The 16,275-nt window shown below is 60.9% G+C and carries 18 protein-coding genes and 1 tRNA gene; 3 read left to right on the top strand and 16 right to left on the bottom strand.

The window, feature by feature from the left end:
• Window positions 1-136: 136 nt before the first annotated feature.
• The 7 genes from G4Y73_RS03270 to G4Y73_RS03240 all read right to left on the bottom strand — a co-directional run bounded on the left by G4Y73_RS03270 (window position 137) and on the right by G4Y73_RS03240 (window position 5,112).
• The gene (locus G4Y73_RS03270; protein ID WP_164229334.1) at window positions 137-1,735 is read right to left on the bottom strand and encodes a choice-of-anchor D domain-containing protein; all 1,599 of its coding nucleotides are present in this window, start codon (window positions 1,733-1,735) and stop codon (window positions 137-139) included.
• Between the two features lie 35 nt (window positions 1,736-1,770).
• Window positions 1,771-2,601: a hypothetical protein gene (locus G4Y73_RS03265; protein WP_164229332.1), complete on the bottom strand. Its 831-nt coding sequence runs from the start codon at window positions 2,599-2,601 to the stop codon at window positions 1,771-1,773.
• 455 nt (window positions 2,602-3,056) lie between these two features.
• Window positions 3,057-3,130, bottom strand: a tRNA-Gln gene (locus G4Y73_RS03260).
• Between the two features lie 9 nt (window positions 3,131-3,139).
• Complete coding sequence (gene rpsI / locus G4Y73_RS03255; protein WP_164229330.1) at window positions 3,140-3,532, bottom strand: 30S ribosomal protein S9; 393 nt, start codon at window positions 3,530-3,532, stop codon at window positions 3,140-3,142.
• 22 nt (window positions 3,533-3,554) lie between these two features.
• Window positions 3,555-3,983 (bottom strand): 50S ribosomal protein L13, encoded by a 429-nt coding sequence (rplM, locus tag G4Y73_RS03250; protein WP_164229328.1) that lies wholly within the window; start codon window positions 3,981-3,983, stop codon window positions 3,555-3,557.
• A gap of 83 nt (window positions 3,984-4,066) precedes the next feature.
• Window positions 4,067-4,405: a (2Fe-2S) ferredoxin domain-containing protein gene (locus tag G4Y73_RS03245; RefSeq protein ID WP_164229325.1), complete on the bottom strand. Its 339-nt coding sequence runs from the start codon at window positions 4,403-4,405 to the stop codon at window positions 4,067-4,069.
• The gene (locus G4Y73_RS03240; RefSeq protein WP_164229323.1) at window positions 4,402-5,112 is read right to left on the bottom strand and encodes a DUF481 domain-containing protein; all 711 of its coding nucleotides are present in this window, start codon (window positions 5,110-5,112) and stop codon (window positions 4,402-4,404) included. The genes G4Y73_RS03245 and G4Y73_RS03240 overlap by 4 nt, the downstream gene beginning before the upstream one ends.
• Window positions 5,113-5,270: 158 nt before the next feature.
• Here G4Y73_RS03240 and coq7 point away from each other — a divergent pair, with 158 nt between their 5' ends.
• Complete coding sequence (gene coq7, locus G4Y73_RS03235) at window positions 5,271-5,909, top strand: 2-polyprenyl-3-methyl-6-methoxy-1,4-benzoquinone monooxygenase (protein WP_164229321.1); 639 nt, start codon at window positions 5,271-5,273, stop codon at window positions 5,907-5,909.
• Window positions 5,910-6,147: 238 nt separating this feature from the next.
• Here the strand turns inward: coq7 and phnE (G4Y73_RS03230) are convergent, their stop codons facing one another.
• The 7 genes from phnE (G4Y73_RS03230) to G4Y73_RS03200 form a co-directional block, all read right to left on the bottom strand.
• Complete coding sequence (phnE, locus tag G4Y73_RS03230) at window positions 6,148-6,933, bottom strand: phosphonate ABC transporter, permease protein PhnE (protein ID WP_164229319.1); 786 nt, start codon at window positions 6,931-6,933, stop codon at window positions 6,148-6,150.
• Window positions 6,930-7,706 carry a phosphonate ABC transporter, permease protein PhnE gene (gene phnE / locus G4Y73_RS03225; protein WP_164229317.1) on the bottom strand — a complete coding sequence of 259 codons (777 nt, stop codon included), beginning with the start codon at window positions 7,704-7,706 and terminating at the stop codon, window positions 6,930-6,932. The genes phnE (G4Y73_RS03230) and phnE (G4Y73_RS03225) overlap by 4 nt, the downstream gene beginning before the upstream one ends.
• A gap of 160 nt (window positions 7,707-7,866) precedes the next feature.
• On the bottom strand, window positions 7,867-8,655 hold the full coding sequence (gene phnC, locus G4Y73_RS03220) for a phosphonate ABC transporter ATP-binding protein (protein WP_164229315.1): 789 nt from the start codon (window positions 8,653-8,655) through the stop codon (window positions 7,867-7,869).
• 33 nt (window positions 8,656-8,688) lie between these two features.
• Window positions 8,689-9,636 (bottom strand): phosphate/phosphite/phosphonate ABC transporter substrate-binding protein, encoded by a 948-nt coding sequence (locus tag G4Y73_RS03215; RefSeq protein WP_164229313.1) that lies wholly within the window; start codon window positions 9,634-9,636, stop codon window positions 8,689-8,691.
• A 1-nt stretch (window position 9,637) separates the two neighbouring features.
• On the bottom strand, window positions 9,638-10,669 hold the full coding sequence (locus tag G4Y73_RS03210; protein WP_164229310.1) for an alpha/beta fold hydrolase: 1,032 nt from the start codon (window positions 10,667-10,669) through the stop codon (window positions 9,638-9,640).
• Window positions 10,662-11,447 (bottom strand): 1-acyl-sn-glycerol-3-phosphate acyltransferase, encoded by a 786-nt coding sequence (locus G4Y73_RS03205; protein ID WP_164229308.1) that lies wholly within the window; start codon window positions 11,445-11,447, stop codon window positions 10,662-10,664. Before G4Y73_RS03205 ends, G4Y73_RS03210 begins: the two co-directional genes overlap by 8 nt.
• Window positions 11,444-11,767, bottom strand: coding sequence for a DUF2007 domain-containing protein (locus G4Y73_RS03200; RefSeq protein WP_164229306.1), 324 nt, complete (start codon window positions 11,765-11,767; stop codon window positions 11,444-11,446). Before G4Y73_RS03200 ends, G4Y73_RS03205 begins: the two co-directional genes overlap by 4 nt.
• 119 nt (window positions 11,768-11,886) lie before the next feature.
• Here G4Y73_RS03200 and G4Y73_RS03195 point away from each other — a divergent pair, with 119 nt between their 5' ends.
• Window positions 11,887-12,924 carry a CDP-6-deoxy-delta-3,4-glucoseen reductase gene (locus G4Y73_RS03195; protein WP_346426821.1) on the top strand — a complete coding sequence of 346 codons (1,038 nt, stop codon included), beginning with the start codon at window positions 11,887-11,889 and terminating at the stop codon, window positions 12,922-12,924.
• An 8-nt stretch (window positions 12,925-12,932) separates the two neighbouring features.
• Here G4Y73_RS03195 and G4Y73_RS03190 read toward each other — a convergent pair whose 3' ends face one another.
• Both G4Y73_RS03190 and G4Y73_RS03185 read right to left on the bottom strand, forming a co-directional pair.
• Window positions 12,933-14,573 (bottom strand): integrin alpha, encoded by a 1,641-nt coding sequence (locus tag G4Y73_RS03190; protein WP_164229304.1) that lies wholly within the window; start codon window positions 14,571-14,573, stop codon window positions 12,933-12,935.
• Window positions 14,574-14,763: 190 nt separating this feature from the next.
• Window positions 14,764-15,498 (bottom strand): hypothetical protein, encoded by a 735-nt coding sequence (locus tag G4Y73_RS03185; protein ID WP_164229302.1) that lies wholly within the window; start codon window positions 15,496-15,498, stop codon window positions 14,764-14,766.
• Window positions 15,499-15,618: 120 nt separating this feature from the next.
• Here G4Y73_RS03185 and G4Y73_RS03180 point away from each other — a divergent pair, with 120 nt between their 5' ends.
• The gene (locus G4Y73_RS03180) at window positions 15,619-16,275 is read left to right on the top strand and encodes an ECF-type sigma factor (protein ID WP_164229300.1); all 657 of its coding nucleotides are present in this window, start codon (window positions 15,619-15,621) and stop codon (window positions 16,273-16,275) included.

The raw sequence follows: 16,275 nt of genomic DNA, 5'->3' as shown, positions 1-16,275 counted from the left end.
TAAACCGGAACCGGGTGAAGAACATGGGCCAGTCGTCATGACCAACAAAAAAAGCCGCCGGAAACGGGTTCCGGCGGCTTCAGGGTTTTCAAATGGTCGCTACGCGCGCCGCGTAGCGACTGTCCGGGTCAGTCGATCAGACCCGGAAGTAGCGGATGCTCAGACCACCGATCATCAGCATCAGCATGGTCAGCAACACGAGGCCCCACGGCTGCATGGTCGGAATTTCGAGAATCCGGCCGTTGCAGGTGAAATTGTAGGTAACCGTCGCGTTGTTCGGATCATTGGTATCGCAGCTCAGGCTGGCCGAGAACGTACCCGGTTCCGGCACACTGCAACTCACTTGGAAGCTATTGCTTGCATCCGGGGCGATATCGAAATTGATCGAACCGGCCGCAGGTGTGAACGTAAACAGATTGTCAGGATCAGTCTCCGTACAGTTGTTAACCGTCAGGTTCTGGTTGCCCTCGTTGAACACCGTCACGGCCTGATCCAATGAACCACCCGGCGCCGAAACGCCCATGTTGACACCACCGGGAGGTGGTTCGGAGGAGAAGCGGGCTTCAGAGACACCGTCACCCGTAATGGTGGCCGTATCCTGGCGGGCGTCGCCATTGCCATCCGTACCACCAACCGTCAGGTCCACCGACCAAGGACCATCGTTAGCGGGCGCGAACTCAACGTCAACCGTGCAACTGTCGCCATCGGCAACCGTTTGGCCGTTACAGTTGTCGGCAACGATGCTGAACTCACCTGTATCACCGGCAAGCGAGGCGGGATCGAACGTCACTTCCGAACCAGCATCGCCGTTGTTGGTCACAGTGAAGGTCTGCGTCGCGGTTTCATCGTTGGTCAGCAATTCGCCGAAATCGTAGGGGTTGGGAGCAATCGAAACGCTGCCCGCGGGGCCATCAGTACCTTCACCGCTGAGCGTAAAGTTTCCGACACCTTCAGATGTATTGATGTCCATAGTTGCTGAAAAGGCGGTATTCCCGCCTGCACTTGGTGAAAACGTGGCCTGCACGGTGCAGCAATCATTTTGGCCAAGCGTGGCACCAGTGCATGCGCTGTCATCAACACTGAACTCGCCCGTATCACCGCCAGTCAGTGCGGCGGAAATGCTATCAATTGTGGTCCCCGAATCCCCGACATTACATACTTCGACTGACTGAGGATCGCTGGTCGTGCCTTGTTCCTGACCACCGAAGTCGAGCGTCGAACCTGACACCGGCGTGAACTCGAGCTGCGGCTGTGGTCCTTCTTGAACTGAAACTGACCCGTCAGTGGCGTTGACGTCGGCGGCCGGATCGGTCGCATCAAGCGAAGTCGCATCCCACGCCAAGGGAATGGTTTGCGGCGCTGTTGCTCCGCCGTCAATCGTAAACCGAATGATTCCCGTGAAGTCCTCAAGCGGCGTTGCAGCATCGTTGGCGAGAACGATCCGGATTATTGTGGTATCTCCGCCCGGATGCGTACAACTATCGATACTGGCAGTACTACCTTGAAGGCAGTCGCTGAGGTCGATGGCCGAGAAGTCAGTGTCGTCATAGGTAATATCGCCCTCAAAGCCGGAGGACTCCCCGTTGCCTTGAAAGGTGAAAGCAACCTCGACCGTATCGCCAGGATTACCGGACTCGTCCGAAAGGCTGACGGCGACCGGGTCCTGAGCCCATGCCCACGATGCCAGGAAAAAGCTCGCGACAACCCCGACTACTTTTAGATGTAATTTCTTCATTTGTTACAACCTTAATAGATGTTTCTTGAGAAACTTTACAGACTATTGAGAATGTCGAGTACACAAACCAAGTCACCCACTGCAACGTTGCCATCCTCATTGCAGTCTGGCTGACCGGCAGCGAACGATTGTTCATTCATTTCACTGAGTATTGCGACAAGGTCGCCAACACCCATTGCTGCGTCAGCATTAGCATCCCCGACCGTAAGCCGTCCAGGCTTCGAGGAGCGGCGCGAGTCGAAATCATCAAAGTCGACCAGACCACCGCCGGCAGCACCATTGAGGTTGCCGAGATGGGCATTCGCGATCGTAATTCCGGTCGTGTCGACAGTCGCTGTCTGCTCGCCGGCGCCGTCAACATTCAGCGAAATCTGGGCGCTGCCAAGTTGTTCCCAGGCAAATTCGACCGAGTGCCAGCCGTTACCGACCGCAACACCCCCTGCCGGGATTGCGTGCGGTGTACCGCTTTGATCTTCGACATAAAGGGTGATTGCACCGTTTTCGAAGACGACTTCTATAACATCATTGCCCGCTCCGTCATCGGCTGCGAACAAATTGATAGGCCCAGTGCCCGGGTTCTCGAGGAAGACATAGAAACGGGCGATGTAGGTCTCTTCTGCGTTCGGCGTATCATCGGTGACATAGTGAGCCGTGCCGTTCAGCGCCACACGCATGCCGCAGGGGCCACCGTAGCGCCGGTTGTCGCCGTCCTGTTTGCCCACGGTGGGTGAACCAGTTTGGCCACCCAGCCAATTAGTCGTGGTGCAAGTCTGCGCCTGGGCGCTCAGGACCAGACCGAAACTGGCTGCCAGGGCCGCGCCGGCGAAGAGCAGCTTCCGGCTGTTTGTCATCCATTTCATGATCATGTGTTCCTCTCAATCGATTGTTTCTGAAGCAAAATCTCTGTTTCGGCCTTGCGCCACTACACTTTCTGCTGGCGCAGCAGACAGTTAGACGACCCTACTTCAGAACTACTTCAAGCGAGTGTAGCCCATGGGAACTGGGCCTGCAACCTGAAAAACGGCTCCGGAGTATTGCGTCCCTTACCCTACTAATACGCGATCCCCGCTCAAACGGTGTCAGCTTTTTCCGAAAAAGGGGCCCAGATCCGTACGATCCCTCAGCCAGATACGGAAAAACCCGCTCAAGGCGGGGTGCTGGCCTCGATCAAAGCCCCGTAAGCTTTTGATTTCACGGGATTGACTGCGCCCGCTGGCGCGGGCTCGCATCGAGCTCGCTTCGCTCGGTTCGAACACGGGGTTCGAATCTAATCTCTCCCCCAGATACGGAAAACCCGGCGCGAGGCCGGGCTTTCCGTATCTGGCTGGGGGAGAGGGATTCGAACCCCCGCTGACGGAGTCAGAGTCCGTAGTCCTACCACTAGACGATCCCCCAATTGGGACCTTATCTCTTGGAGTACTGCGTCGCCTTTCTGGCTTTGTGCAGACCGACCTTCTTGCGCTCGACTTCACGGGCGTCACGGGTCACAAAGCCGGCCTTGCGCAGCTGACCGCGAAGCTCCTCGTCGTACTCCATCAGAGCGCGGGCCAATCCCAGGCGGATCGCACCGGCCTGGCCGGTCGTGCCGCCACCGCTGACGGTGACGTTGACGTCAAAGCGATCACTCAACTCGACCAGTTCGAGCGGCTGGCGCACGATCATCTGGGCGGTCTTGCGGCCGAAGAATTCTGCCAGCGGCTTGCGGTTGACGGTGATCTGACCGTTGCCGCGACGCAGATAAACGCGCGCGCTGGAGGATTTGCGTCGGCCGGTGCCGTAATACTGTTCAGTAGCCATTTCGTTCCGTGATCCTAATTCGTTACAGTTCCAGCGGCTGCGGCTGCTGGGCGGCATGCGGGTGCTCGGCACCGGCGTAGACCTTGAGCTTCTTAAACATGGCCCGACCCAGCGGCCCACGCGGCATCATGCCCTTGACCGCCATTTCGATGACCGTCTCCGGCCGCTTGACCAGCTGCTTTTCCAGGGTGATCGACTTCAAGTTGCCGATGTAGCCGGTGTGATGGTAATAGACCTTGTCGGCCATCTTGCGCCCGGTCACATGGACCTTGTCGGCGTTGATGATGACCACGTAGTCCCCGGTGTCCACATTCGGGGTGTATTCCGGCTTGTGCTTGCCGCGCAGGCGACGGGCCACTTCCGTGGCCAGACGGCCCAGCGTCTTGCCGTCGGCGTCGATCAGATGCCACTGGCGGCGCACGTCTTCTGCCCTGGCGCTGTAGGTTTTCATGATTCCGTTGCTCGCTTGAATTGAGAACGTTGCAGTAAAGAGCGGGAATTTTACAGGAAGCGCAATCGCCCTGCAACAGGCATTCAGACCGAATCGGGCGGATCCGAAGGCAGCCTCAGGCGTTCGACCGGACGCCCCTCGATCAGGTGGGATTCGATGATCTCATCGATGTCGGATTCGTCGATGTAGGTGTACCAGATCCCGTCCGGGTAGACCACCAGGCAGGGACCCTCCTCGCAGCGATCCAGGCAGCCGGACGTATTGGCGCGCACGGCGCCCGGGCCGGCCAGACCCAGCTCCTTGAGCTGCGACTTGGCGTAAGCGCGCAGTCGGGCCGAGTCACAGCGGCCGCAGGACGGCCGCTCGGCGCCCTCGGGACGCACGTTGGTGCAGAAAAACAGATGTCGGCGGTAGTAACTCAATGTTCGCCGAACTTGTAGACCAGGTTGGCCGTGGTCAGGGTGTCGGTCTTCTTCACATCGGGGTCCACGTCGGTATTGTGGCGCACGGCACCGGACAGCTTCAGGGCGAAACGCGAGTTGATCGCGACATTCAGCGACAGCTCGTTCTCGGCGAAGGTATTGTTGCTGCCGGCCTCGACCAGCAGCACGTTGGTCAGGTCGGCCGTCTCCGAAATGGTCCAGGCATAGTCAGTCGACAAACGGCCGATCACATTGGTCTCGGTGGGTTCGAGCGGGTCGCTCGGCGCCGTGCGGCGCACACCGGGGCCGACCTCCATGGTCAACTGGTGGGTCTCGGAATCGAGCAGTTGCCTGCCGTAACCGACGGACAGGCTGGTCTGGTAGTCATTGCTGGAGAATTCGTCCTGATCATAGCGCAGCGCGCCGTAGAGGTAAGACTTCTCATTGAAGTTGTAGCCGGATTTGTAGCCCAGGGTGTAGCGCTCGGCATTGAGGTCGCCATCATCGGAAGACCGCAGCGCCGTCAGTTTGAGGTCATTGCGCCATTTTTCCGACATCCGCTCGAACTGCAGCCCGAGGTTCAGGGTTTCGGTCTCGGAATTGCCACGGGCAACCACCAGCCCGAATTCGCCCTTGCCGGACCACTCGGCGGCATCCGCCGGGCAGACGAACCAACCGCACAACAGAATCATCGCGAAAGATTGCATGAAGGAAGCTTTATTCTTGTTGTCATTGCGCCCGACAACCAGTGACAGCCTTACCATGTCAGAGTTCCTTTGAATTCAAGAATCCGTTTTTGATGCGCGCAAGAGTATAGACGGTGTAGCATCCCCAGGAAATCAATCCTCCTGTCAGAACCCACCACATGCAACAGATCTCCGCCATTGACCGACTCTTCAGCCAGCTCGACGGCGGCCTGCGGGCCGCCTTCGGACCACCGCCCAGCGGCACGCGTCCCTCGCCGGCCGAGAATCTGGAAATCGCCGAACTGGATGCGGCCGAACGCCGCCTGACCGCCGGGCTGATGCGCATCAACCACACCGGCGAGGTCTGCGCCCAGGCACTCTACGCCGGCCAGGCAGCCACGGCCCGCAGCGGCGACGTCCGCGACCGCATGGCCGAGGCCGCGCGCGAAGAGGAAGACCACCTGGCCTGGTGCGCCGAGAGACTCGAAGAACTGGGCAGTCGCCCGAGCCTGTTCAATCCCCTGTGGTACGCCGGATCGTTCTCCTTCGGCGCCGCCGCCGGCCTGGCCGGCGACCCGTGGAGCCTGGGCTTCGTGGAAGCAACCGAACGCCAGGTCGAGTCCCACCTGGATGAACACCTCGAGCGCCTGCCGCCACAAGACCAGCGCTCACGCGCCATCGTCGCGCAGATGAAGGAAGACGAGGCCCGCCACGCCCAGATGGCCCGCGACCACGGGGCGACCATTCTGCCGGCGCCGGTGCAAAAGCTCATGGCCTTCACGGCCGGCATCATGAAAGCGGTGGCGTACCGAATCTGACCGTTTGGGGAGGAATCCGGCGTTGTCGGGTTCACGCCAAGGCGCTAAGGCGCCAAGTTCGCTAAGAGAACAGGAAAGAAGACCTTAAAAGAACTTCCTGGTGGCCTTTTCGTAGATTCAAACTAGAAATTCTTTATCTTGGCGGCCTTGGCTCCTTTGCGCCTTGGCGTGATTCCGTAGCTAGGAACTCGATTCCCCCCGGGGCGAGCCCGGCAGGCCACCCACTTCTGAAGAGCGCCTACCCGCGGATAATCCTTCGCCGGATCTCCCCGGAGACCATATCGATCACCAGCACGATCAGGATGGTCAGCACCAGCACCGCCGCGGCCTTGTCGAAGTGACGATAGCGGAGCGTATTGAGCAGCACGCCGCCCACCCCGCCGGCACCGACCACGCCCAGCACGGCCGAAGCCCGGATATTGAGCTCGAAGCGGAACAGCCAGTGCGCGATGATTTCGGGCAGCACCTGCGGCAGCACGGCAAAGCGCAGCGCCAGGATGCGCGAACCCCCGGCGGCCTCGACCGCTTCGATCGGGCCGTGGTCGAGGGAGTCCACGACCTCCGCGCCCAGCTTGGTTAGCATGCCAATGGAGGAGATGCCGATGGCCAGTGCCCCGCCAAAGGGCCCCAGCCCGACGATCGGCACAAAATAGATCGCCAGCAGGATCTCTGGAAAGGCGCGCGTGATGGCCGAAATCAGCTTGACCCCGCGAGCCAGCTTCGGAAACAGCGTCCGGGCGCCCAAAAGCGCCAGCGGCAACGAAAACAGTGCGCCGATGATCGTCCCGATCCAGGCAATCTGGATTGACTCGGCTATGGCCGGCATGACCCGGTCCCAGCCGTAGGCCATGTCGGCCGGCCAGAAGAATCCCAGCACCTCGACCATCTGGGCCGGCAGCTTGCCAAGGCGATCAGGCGAGAATCCGATCGCCCACATCGACCAGAAAAACAGCGCGGCGATGATGAATGTCGCCCAGGTCGCCCCGCCGACGCGATTCCGGCCCTGGAGCGTCGTTTGGCTCATGCCAGCCGCCTCCGGATGGCCTCGGAGATCTCCTCGATGATCAGCACGGCCACCAGCACCACCAGCACGATCATGGCCACCCGCTCGTACTCGAAGTTGGCGCGCTGGGTCTCGAGGATCATGCCAATGCCGCCGGCCCCGACCAGGCCGAGCACCATCGAGGCGCGCACGTTCAGCTCAAAGGCATAAAGCGCATAGGAGACATAGTGCTGCAGGGCCTGCGGGATGGCGCCGAACTTGATCATCTGCAGCCAGGTACCACCGACCGCGCGCACCACCTCGGGCAAGCCCATGTCGATCGATTCCAGCGACTCCGACCACAGCTTGGAGATGACCGCGATGGTAAATACCGACAGCGCCAGGGCGCCCGCCACCGGCCCGAAACCGACCGCGGTGGCGAACAGCATCGCCCAGAACAGGTCCGGCAGGGTGCGCAGCACATTCATGAAATTGCGGTCGGTGAACCAGATGATCCGCCCGAGCGTGAGATTGCGTGCGGCCAGCACCGCCACCGGCACCGACAGGATGCCGCCGATCACCGTACCGATAATGGCGATATTGAGCGTTTCCATGAACGGCTCGGCCAGGCGTGGCAGGTAGCTGAAGTCCGGCGGCCAGGATTCAGCCAGCAGCCGACCGCCCCCGCCGATATTGCACAGCAGTTCGATCAGTGAAAAACCGATGCCATTTGCCGACCACCAGGTCATGGCGGTGAGGAAGCTGGCCGTGCCGATGATGAGAGGCCAGTTGCGAGTGGGTCGGCTGGGGATCACCACGAGCTCCGAGACCAATCAACCTTCAAATTCGAAATTCGAAGCACCAAATCCGAAACAAATTCGAAATTCGAAAACCCAAATTCGAAACGCGAGAAGCACCCGTTTCGTGCTTCGGATTTCGTGCTTGTTTCGGATTTCGAATTTCGGATTTCAGATTTCATTCCTTCTCTTCCAATAGATCGTCTTCCGTAAACTCCCTCCCATAGATTTCCCGGAAATCCTCATCCGTCACGGTTTTCGCCGATCCGTCGTATACCAGCTCACCAGCCTTCAGCCCGATGATGCGCTGGCCATATTCGCGCGCCAGGTCGAGGAAGTGCAGGTTGACCAGGGTGGTAATGCCCAGATCGCGGTTGATGCGAACAAGGTCGCGCATGATCTGGTGGGTGGTCACCGGGTCGAGCGAAGCGACCGGTTCGTCGGCCAGGATGATGGCCGGTTCCTGGGCCAGGGCGCGGGCAATACCGACGCGCTGCTGCTGACCGCCCGACAATGTGCTGGCACGCGCCCAGGCTTTTTCGGGAATGCCGACACGCTCGAGTGCTTTTAGCGCGATGTCGCGATCGTACTGTGGCCAGAGATTGAGCATGGCGCGCCAGCCCGGCACGTGCGCCAGCCGGCCGATCAGCACGTTGTTGATCACGCTCAGGCGCTTGATCAGGCGAAAGTCCTGGAAAATCATGCCGATGCGCTTTCTCAAGCGCCGCAGCTCGCGGCCCTCGTACTGGGAAACCGACTCGCCGTCGATCTCGACCGTACCGGAGGTGAGTCGGTTGAGCCCGTTGATGGCGCGCAACAGGGTCGATTTGCCCGCCCCCGAGGAACCGACGATGACGACGAACTCGCCCGGCTCGATCTCCAGGTTCAGGTTCTTCATTCCCACCGTGCCGCCGGGGTAGGTCACGCCGGCATCGGTGAAACGGATACTGCCGCGCTGGTCAGTCATGTCTCATCCCCTTGCTCAGCTCCTCGCATGTAATCATTCTCGCAGCAGCTCATAGGCGTCGCGCACCGGGTCGTAGAGCCCTTCGGTGGCCGGCACGAAATCGTCGATTTCATAGAGTATCCAAAGCACCTTCTCTTCCCGCGGCAGGTGAGCCTGCGATTCGGCCAGCTTGACGAAGGCCTCGGCGATGGCCCTCTGCAGGTCCTCCGGCAAGCCCGGCCGCAGTTGCACGCCGTCATTGGGGATCATCACGGTATGGTCGAAGGTGATCACCTTCTGGCCGATGTCGGGATACTGCTCGTCGATGAACATGCGCACATCGTCGTAGGCCACTGCGAAACGCACGTCGCCGGCGTACACCGCCAATGCCGCCGAATCGTGGCCGCCGACAAAAATCCCGTCGACGTCGGAACTGGGGTCGATGCCGTGGTCCATCAGGTGCAGTGAAGGAAACAGAAATCCGGAGGTGCTGTTGGGGTCGGTGAAGGCCACGGTCTCGCCGCGCATCTCCTGCACGTCGCCCTCGCAGGTCAGGTAGCCGCGCTCGTCCTCGACCACGGGTGAATCACAGACCGATGGATCGTTGGTCATGAACTGCGAGCGATAGCCGGTCTCGCCCTCGCGCACGGAGATCAGGACGGTCTTGATGTCGTAGCGGCGCTGGCCGAGCATGGCGGCAAACGGTGGCAGCATGCCGATATCGGCCCGGCCCGTACCCAGGGCCTCGACCAGGCCGGTGTAGTCCTGCGGCACGAAGCTGGTCACCGGCATGCCCAGTTCCTCGCTGAGGAAATCGGCCAGCGGATCGAGGTTATCGACCATGGCCTCGGCCTCGAGTGACGGCACCAGGCCGAGCACCAACTCATTCGGCCAGCCGCGCTCGTCGACCTGATCGCGCGGGCAGCAGGCGGCCAGGATCAGCCCGGCCAGAACGGCACCAAGGATTCGCACGGCAATCGCCATGGGGAATTCATCCGCCATGCTATCGGATTTCCCCTGCCGCGACAGTCACTTCGGCCGGCGTATCCGCCAGGCTGCAGAACTCATGCGTGAGCCTGTTCTCGATCCAGCTCTCCAGGCGCCAGTTGGCCAGAAAGCCGCAATGACCGCCGTGCCGCAACACTTCGATGTCGAGCGCTGCCGATCGCGGCAGCGCCTCGATATCGCCGATCGGAATGATCGGGTCATCGGCGGCGGCAATGATCAGGGTCGACGTTTCCAGCTCGGCCAAGTAGTCGCCGGCCACCGAGTAACCTTCGAGGTAGGCATTGAGATCCGGAAAATCGGTCAAGCGCTCGATCAGCCACTCGGTCTGCCGACGGACCTTTCCGATCCGGAACCATTCCTTCAGATCGTAGCGCTCGGGGTAGAGCGACTGCTTGTACTTGAGCGAACGACGCCATTTGTGCACGAAGTAGCGCTCGTAGATCGGCAGGCCCTGCTCCATGGCGTCGAGCACGTGATGCGGCCGGATGACCGGGCTGACGGCCACCGCCCGCTCGATCTCGAGGCCCCTCGAGGGGGCCTGGCGGGCAATGCGCAAGGTGAAGTTGCCGCCCAGCGAAAAGCCGGCCATGAAAACCGGCCCATCGAATTCGCCAGCCACGATGGCAACCGCATCGAGCACCTCGTCGAGCAGGCAGGAATGGAACAGGCCCTCGTTGAGATGGTGCGAATCGCCATGGTCGCGGAAATTGAGCCTGAACGTGTCGAAACCGGCCCGGTCGAGCGTCACCGCCGTCGACAACAGATAATTGGAATCGGCACTGCCCTCCCAGCCGTGCAGCAGGATCACCATCGCGTCGCGCCGTTCCGACTGCGCCCGGTTGCCGAATCCGAGCAGGCGCGTGCCGTCACGGGCCGTGAGAATCCGCTCTTCGCTGCGCGCCCGGTAGTCGACTGCGCGCTTTTGGACCCGCCGCCGGCGCCAGGGGCCGGAGGTCAGGATCGACTGCACGTGCGGGCTGGCCAGCAGCCCGCGCGGCGCGAATTCGGGCGGGGATGATTCAGGCATTGTCATAGAAGTCCTTGACCACCGCGCCGGCTTTCTCGGCCAGATGGCGCCGGCCGCTATCGTATTCCATAATCGGCTCGCCGATCATGATGCGGCCAGTCAGCGGCGGTTCGGCCATCAACCGGAAGAAATTGCGCAGGAAGCTCTCACCGGGACCGAAGACGAACTCCTCGTGCAGGTCCCGTTCGCGTTCGTAGCGGATGGCGACCGGCACCACGGGCTTGCGGGTTCGGATCGCCGGGGCAAACAGTGGCGCGTGAAACCGGTTGACCCCGCGGTCGGGACGAATGCCGCCCTCGGGAAAGATGCCGACTCGATCGCCGCGGCGTAGCAGCGCAGCCATGCGCCGCGAGATCTGCTGGCGCGACTCAAGTCTGCCGCGTACGATGAACAGGGTACCGCCCACCTCGGCCATCCAGCCGATCAACGGCCAGGCACGAATCTCGGCCTTCGCCACCAGCCACATTGGCCACAGCGACTGCAGCAGCACGATGTCGAGCCAGCTGATGTGATTGGCCACAATCAGGCACCCACCCTCCGGCAAGCGGCCCGAGACATCCAATCGCACGCCGAACAGGCGCAGGTTAATGCGCTGCCAGGCGCGGTGGGCCCGCGTTCTCAGTGGCATGCCGGCAACCGGAATTCGATTGACGCCAGGCAGGAAGCACAACAGCGCCAGCGGCAGGCCGACGAACACGTGCAAGACAAACAGGGGCACGCGCCAGGCCAGGCGCCAGGGCGTGCGAAACGCCGGTACGCGGTGTCCGGACTCGTTCACTCGTTCGCCTCGTGCTCGGTGGCGCAATGCCAGCAGGCGGTGAACTGCCCCTCCAGCCGTTCGCCGCAGGCCGGACAGGTCCAGGCTGCTTCCCCGGTGGTGTCGTCGCGCCGCTGCAGGACGCGCCGGGCGGCCTCGAGGTTGCGCTCGTGTACCCACAACGACGGGCGCGCCCCTTCCGAAAAATAGATTTCGACCGCGGCGGTCCACAATTCCATGCTGCGCACCTGGACCTCGATGCCATCGGCCTCTAGCAGGCCGCGCAGGAACCCCGCCTCGATCGGGTTCTCGGCCGTGGTCAGCTTGGTCCAGTCGCTCAATTCGGATACCCTCCGCGGCTCGGGATCGGTGCGGGCGAAGGTTAGCACAGGGCCGGGGCGACCCAACCTCCGCAATCTGGCATCATGTAGCGCTTGTCGCAATCCAGCCGCATATTCGAGTGTCCACTTCCGACCACGCCCACATCCGGATCGCCTCCACCGGCCGCGAGTTCAGCGCCCGCCCGGACGAAACCATCCTGACCGCAGCCCTGCGCCAGGGCATTGTGCTGCCCTATTCCTGCCGCAACGGCACCTGCGCCAGCTGCAAGTGCCGCCTGATCGAAGGCCGGATTACCTACCCCTACAACCCCCCGACTGCACTGGAGCAGACCGAGCTCCATGACGGTCAGATGCTGAGCTGCCAGGCCGTGGCCGAAGGCGATGTGATCATCGAGTCGCGCGAGATCGAACAGGTCGAGGACATCCCGGTGCGCCTGCTGCCGGCACGCGTGGAAACCATGGACCGGTTTACCCAGGACACCATGCGCCTGCGCCTGAAGCTGCCCGCGGCCGCCAGGCTGCAATTCCTGGCCGGCCAGTACATCGACATCCTGCTGCCCGACGGCAAGCGCCGCGCATTCTCGATCGCATCGCCGCCGTCGGAAAGTGAATTCGTCGAGCTGCACGTCAAACACGTCGACGGCGGTGGCTTTACCGGCCACGTCTTCGAGGACATGCACGAAAAGGAGATCCTCAGATTCGAAGGTCCGTTGGGCACCTTCTTCTTCCGCCGCAACTCCGATCGCCCCGCCGTCCTTGCCGGCGGCGGCACCGGCTTCGCGCCGTTGAAGGCCATGATCGAGGAGTTGATCCACGCCGGCGACGAACGCCCGCTGGAACTGTTCTGGGGTACGCGCACGGCCGACGACCTCTACGCCGCCGAACTGATCCGGCGCTGGCAGGCCGAACACCCGGCCCTGAGTTTCATACCCGTCGTCAGCGAACCCGACGACAAGTGGGAGGGCGAAACCGGCTTCGTCCACGATGCGGTCCTGCGCCACCACCCCGACCTCTCCGGCTGGGACGTCTACATGTCCGGCCCCCCGGCCATGATCCATGCCGCCCGGCCCGCTTTCCTCAAGGCCGGCGTGCCGGAAGATCGACTGTTCTACGATTCCTTCGACTTTGCGCCGGATGTGCCGCCGGCGGCGGGATAGGCGCTAGATCACTTCGACTCGAAGCGGTCCGTGAACAATTTGTCCGAGCGGCCGAACACGACATAGCTGCTGCCGATGTCGCTGGCAATCCAGTCGTCGAGTTCAAAGAGGTCCGCCCCGATGATGATGTCATCGATACCATCGTTGTTAACATCGCCGGCACCACTGACCGAGCGACCGGAAAAGTCACCGGGATATCCCCCAATCAGCCGAAGGCCGTTTTTGCCGTCCAGAGTTCCGAGATCGACTGATGCAGGGAACTCATTTCGATGACCGAACACCAGATAGCTGAGGCCACAATCAGTGGCACTGATACTGGGATCATCGGCATCAAACGCCCCCACGATTAAGTCGTCGACTCCGTCGTCATTGACATCACCGGCCGCGCTGACCGAATTGCCGGTTCGATCGCCTGCAGCCATACCGGCCAGGCGAAATCCATTGAGTCCGTTCAACCCGCTTAACAAGATTGTCGCCGGAAACGATCCCTCTCGCCCGAAAACCACGTAAGCACTTCCCGCATCCTCCAAACCCCCGGGATCTGAACGATCTGCTCCGATGATCACTTCGTCTATCCCGTCACCGTTGACGTCGCCCGCGCCACTGACGCTATTTCCGGTAAAGTCACCAGTTGCCACGCCGTCGATACGAAAACCGTCCGTGCCATCCAGGTCTCCCAGGTTGAGCGTAGCCGGAAATGGCGTCTCTCGGCCAAATACCAAGAAAGCGCTTCCGGCATCCGCTTTGCCATTGGGTGCCGCTCGAAACGCACCGATGATCAAATCGTCAATGCCATCGCCATTGACATCGCCGGCGGCGCTGACGGATTTACCGGAGCGATCGCCCGCGGCTGCGCCGTCCACGCGAAAGCCGTTGGTCCCATTCAGATTACCCAGAGCCTCAACGGCCGCGAACGCGGTACGACCAAACACGACATAGCTGCTGCCAGAGCCGTCACCGTTGTGATCGGCACCGTGTGCTCCAATGATGAGATCATCGATGCCGTCACCATTGATATCACCAGCAGCGCTTACCGAACCCCCGGAACCGTCCAGGGGTGCCTCACCATCAAGGCGAAAACCACTGGCGCCATCAAGACTATCCAGGCTGAACGTCGCCGGGAAGCCCGAGTCCCGACCGAATACCACGTAGCTGCTGCCCGCTCGCGACTTTCCATTGGGGTCCGCCAGATTAGCCCCGACGATCAGGTCATCAAAACCGTCGCCATTGACATCGCCAGCCGCGCTGACTGAATTGCCTGCATGGTCGCCTACCGCAACACCTTCCAAACGAAAACCATTGAATCCATCCAATGCATCGAGTTCAAGCGTATCCGGGAAAGATCCATCACCTCCAAATACGACATAGACACGGCCTGCGGTCGAGTGGCCATCCACATCGGCAAGAAAGGCTCCGATTATCACGTCGCCCCTGCCGTCCCCATTGACGTCACCAGCACGACTGACAGAATAGCCCGACCTATCGCCTTCGTTCTCGCCTATGAGTTGAAAACCGTTGCTGCCGTCGACGCCTCCGATATAGAAATGGGGCGGGAAGACTTCGGCGAGGACGGCGGGACTCAGTCCAAGAAACAGCACACATGAAGCCGTCGTGGCCAGGCAGGTCCGAAGCAGCCCGATAGAAAACACATGCGACCAAGCGGGCCGACACCACCGAGTCTTGCAGCAAGCGCTATTGGCCCCCTCACATGTTTTCTCCATATTCCATACTCACGACACAATCCCACTGGAGCCGCCATCCGATCCATTGAGAACTCGCTTCCAGGACCGGGGAGCAGAAGTGGGGCCGTGCCTCCTGAAGCCAATTCCCTCTTCACGGTCAATTCTTCGGAACAGCCTGCCTCCACGTCTCTTCCGACCGGGTTTCGAATCTATCTGCGAAAATCAGCGGCAGGGCGGGACCAAGCTTTTCGAGAAGCACCGCGAATGAATTCTCTGTGCTCCCACCACACTGGCAAGCCCTGGGTTCGTGCTCACCACACTGCATTTCCTGGTCAACAAACCGTTTGGGCCCACAGTCCTCAGTGAGATAGGTCATCAGGTCTTCGCAATGGTAATGAGTGTCGAGACTGAACATGTGGGCAGCCATAGCTGCGGCAGCTTCACAGATCGGCTCGGAACTTCCGTAGGTGTTGGCGAAGGTAAACGCTGGCGCATTCTCGATGAAACTGCAGTCGAAGGGCGCCACGGCGCCGATACTGTTAGGAAATCCACCTTCGTCGGGCGAGCCTGCCACCACGACTTCACTGTGCGCAACGGAACCCGGATCCTTGTCGGTCACAACTACGTCGAAAGGAGAGAACTTTTGACTCAGGCACTGCAAGACTTCCGCCCAGAGTTCGGAACCATGTTGAAACTCAGTGAAAGTCGCTGAACTCCCAATGATCGAGGAGATATTGGTGATGGAGTTGTCTTCAAGGCCCTGGTTGAAGCTACAACCTCCAGAGCAAGGATTGAAGTAGATGATCGTACCGGCATGAGGGGCCTGCGCCAGGCTGGAAACGCAAGGGCATACCAAGATCAACAAAAGCACTTTGTAAGATAGGCATTTCATTAGATTCCAGAGACTCCCAGCGCATCCCACGTTCACCGGCACCCGCACAAGCCTGATCAGCAGAACTTGGCAGCACTCCGCCTCAAATAAGACTCACGACATCGGCGCTCTGGAGCCGCCATGCGGTCGATTGCTATACTCGTTTCCGGGACCAGGGAGCCGGAGCAGGCCTTGTCCGAGGACACACGCAGCGTTACCGAGCTACTTGCCGCCTACCGGTCAGGACAGGTGGATTCGTTCGATCGGCTGGTCGAGCTCATCTACCCGCAGCTTCGCGAATTAGCCCACATCCAACTCCGCCAGCGCCACCCCAGCGAAACCCTGAACACCACCGGACTTGTCAACGAGGCCTACTGCAAGCTTGCCGAAGGCGGCGTGCATCACTGGAAGGACCGCAATCACTTCTACGCAGCCTGTGCGACCACGATGCGGCATCTCCTGGTGGACAACGCTCGGCGCCGGCTCAGGGACAAACGGGGCCGCGGCATGCGCGCCCTGACGCTGGAGGAAAACGAACTGTCGGCTGAGGGCGATCCGGAATGGCTGATCGAGCTCGATCGTTTGATGGACCAACTGGCCAAGCACGATCGGCGATTGGTTGCAGTGTTCGAGTGCCGGTATTTCGGAGGGTTCACGAATCGGGAAACGGCTGGAATCCTGGGCCTTTCCGAACGCACTATAGAGCGCGACTGGGCACGTTCTCGCGCCTGGTTAAAGCAGGCACTCTTAGGAGCAAGCAAAGACGGAAATGCCGAGACGTCTGGCAAGGGATTGTGA

The organism is Wenzhouxiangella sp. XN201 (assembly GCF_011008905.1).
Taxonomy (GTDB): Bacteria; Pseudomonadota; Gammaproteobacteria; order Xanthomonadales; family Wenzhouxiangellaceae; genus Wenzhouxiangella.
This window is presented reverse-complemented; position numbering and strand designations above follow the sequence as displayed.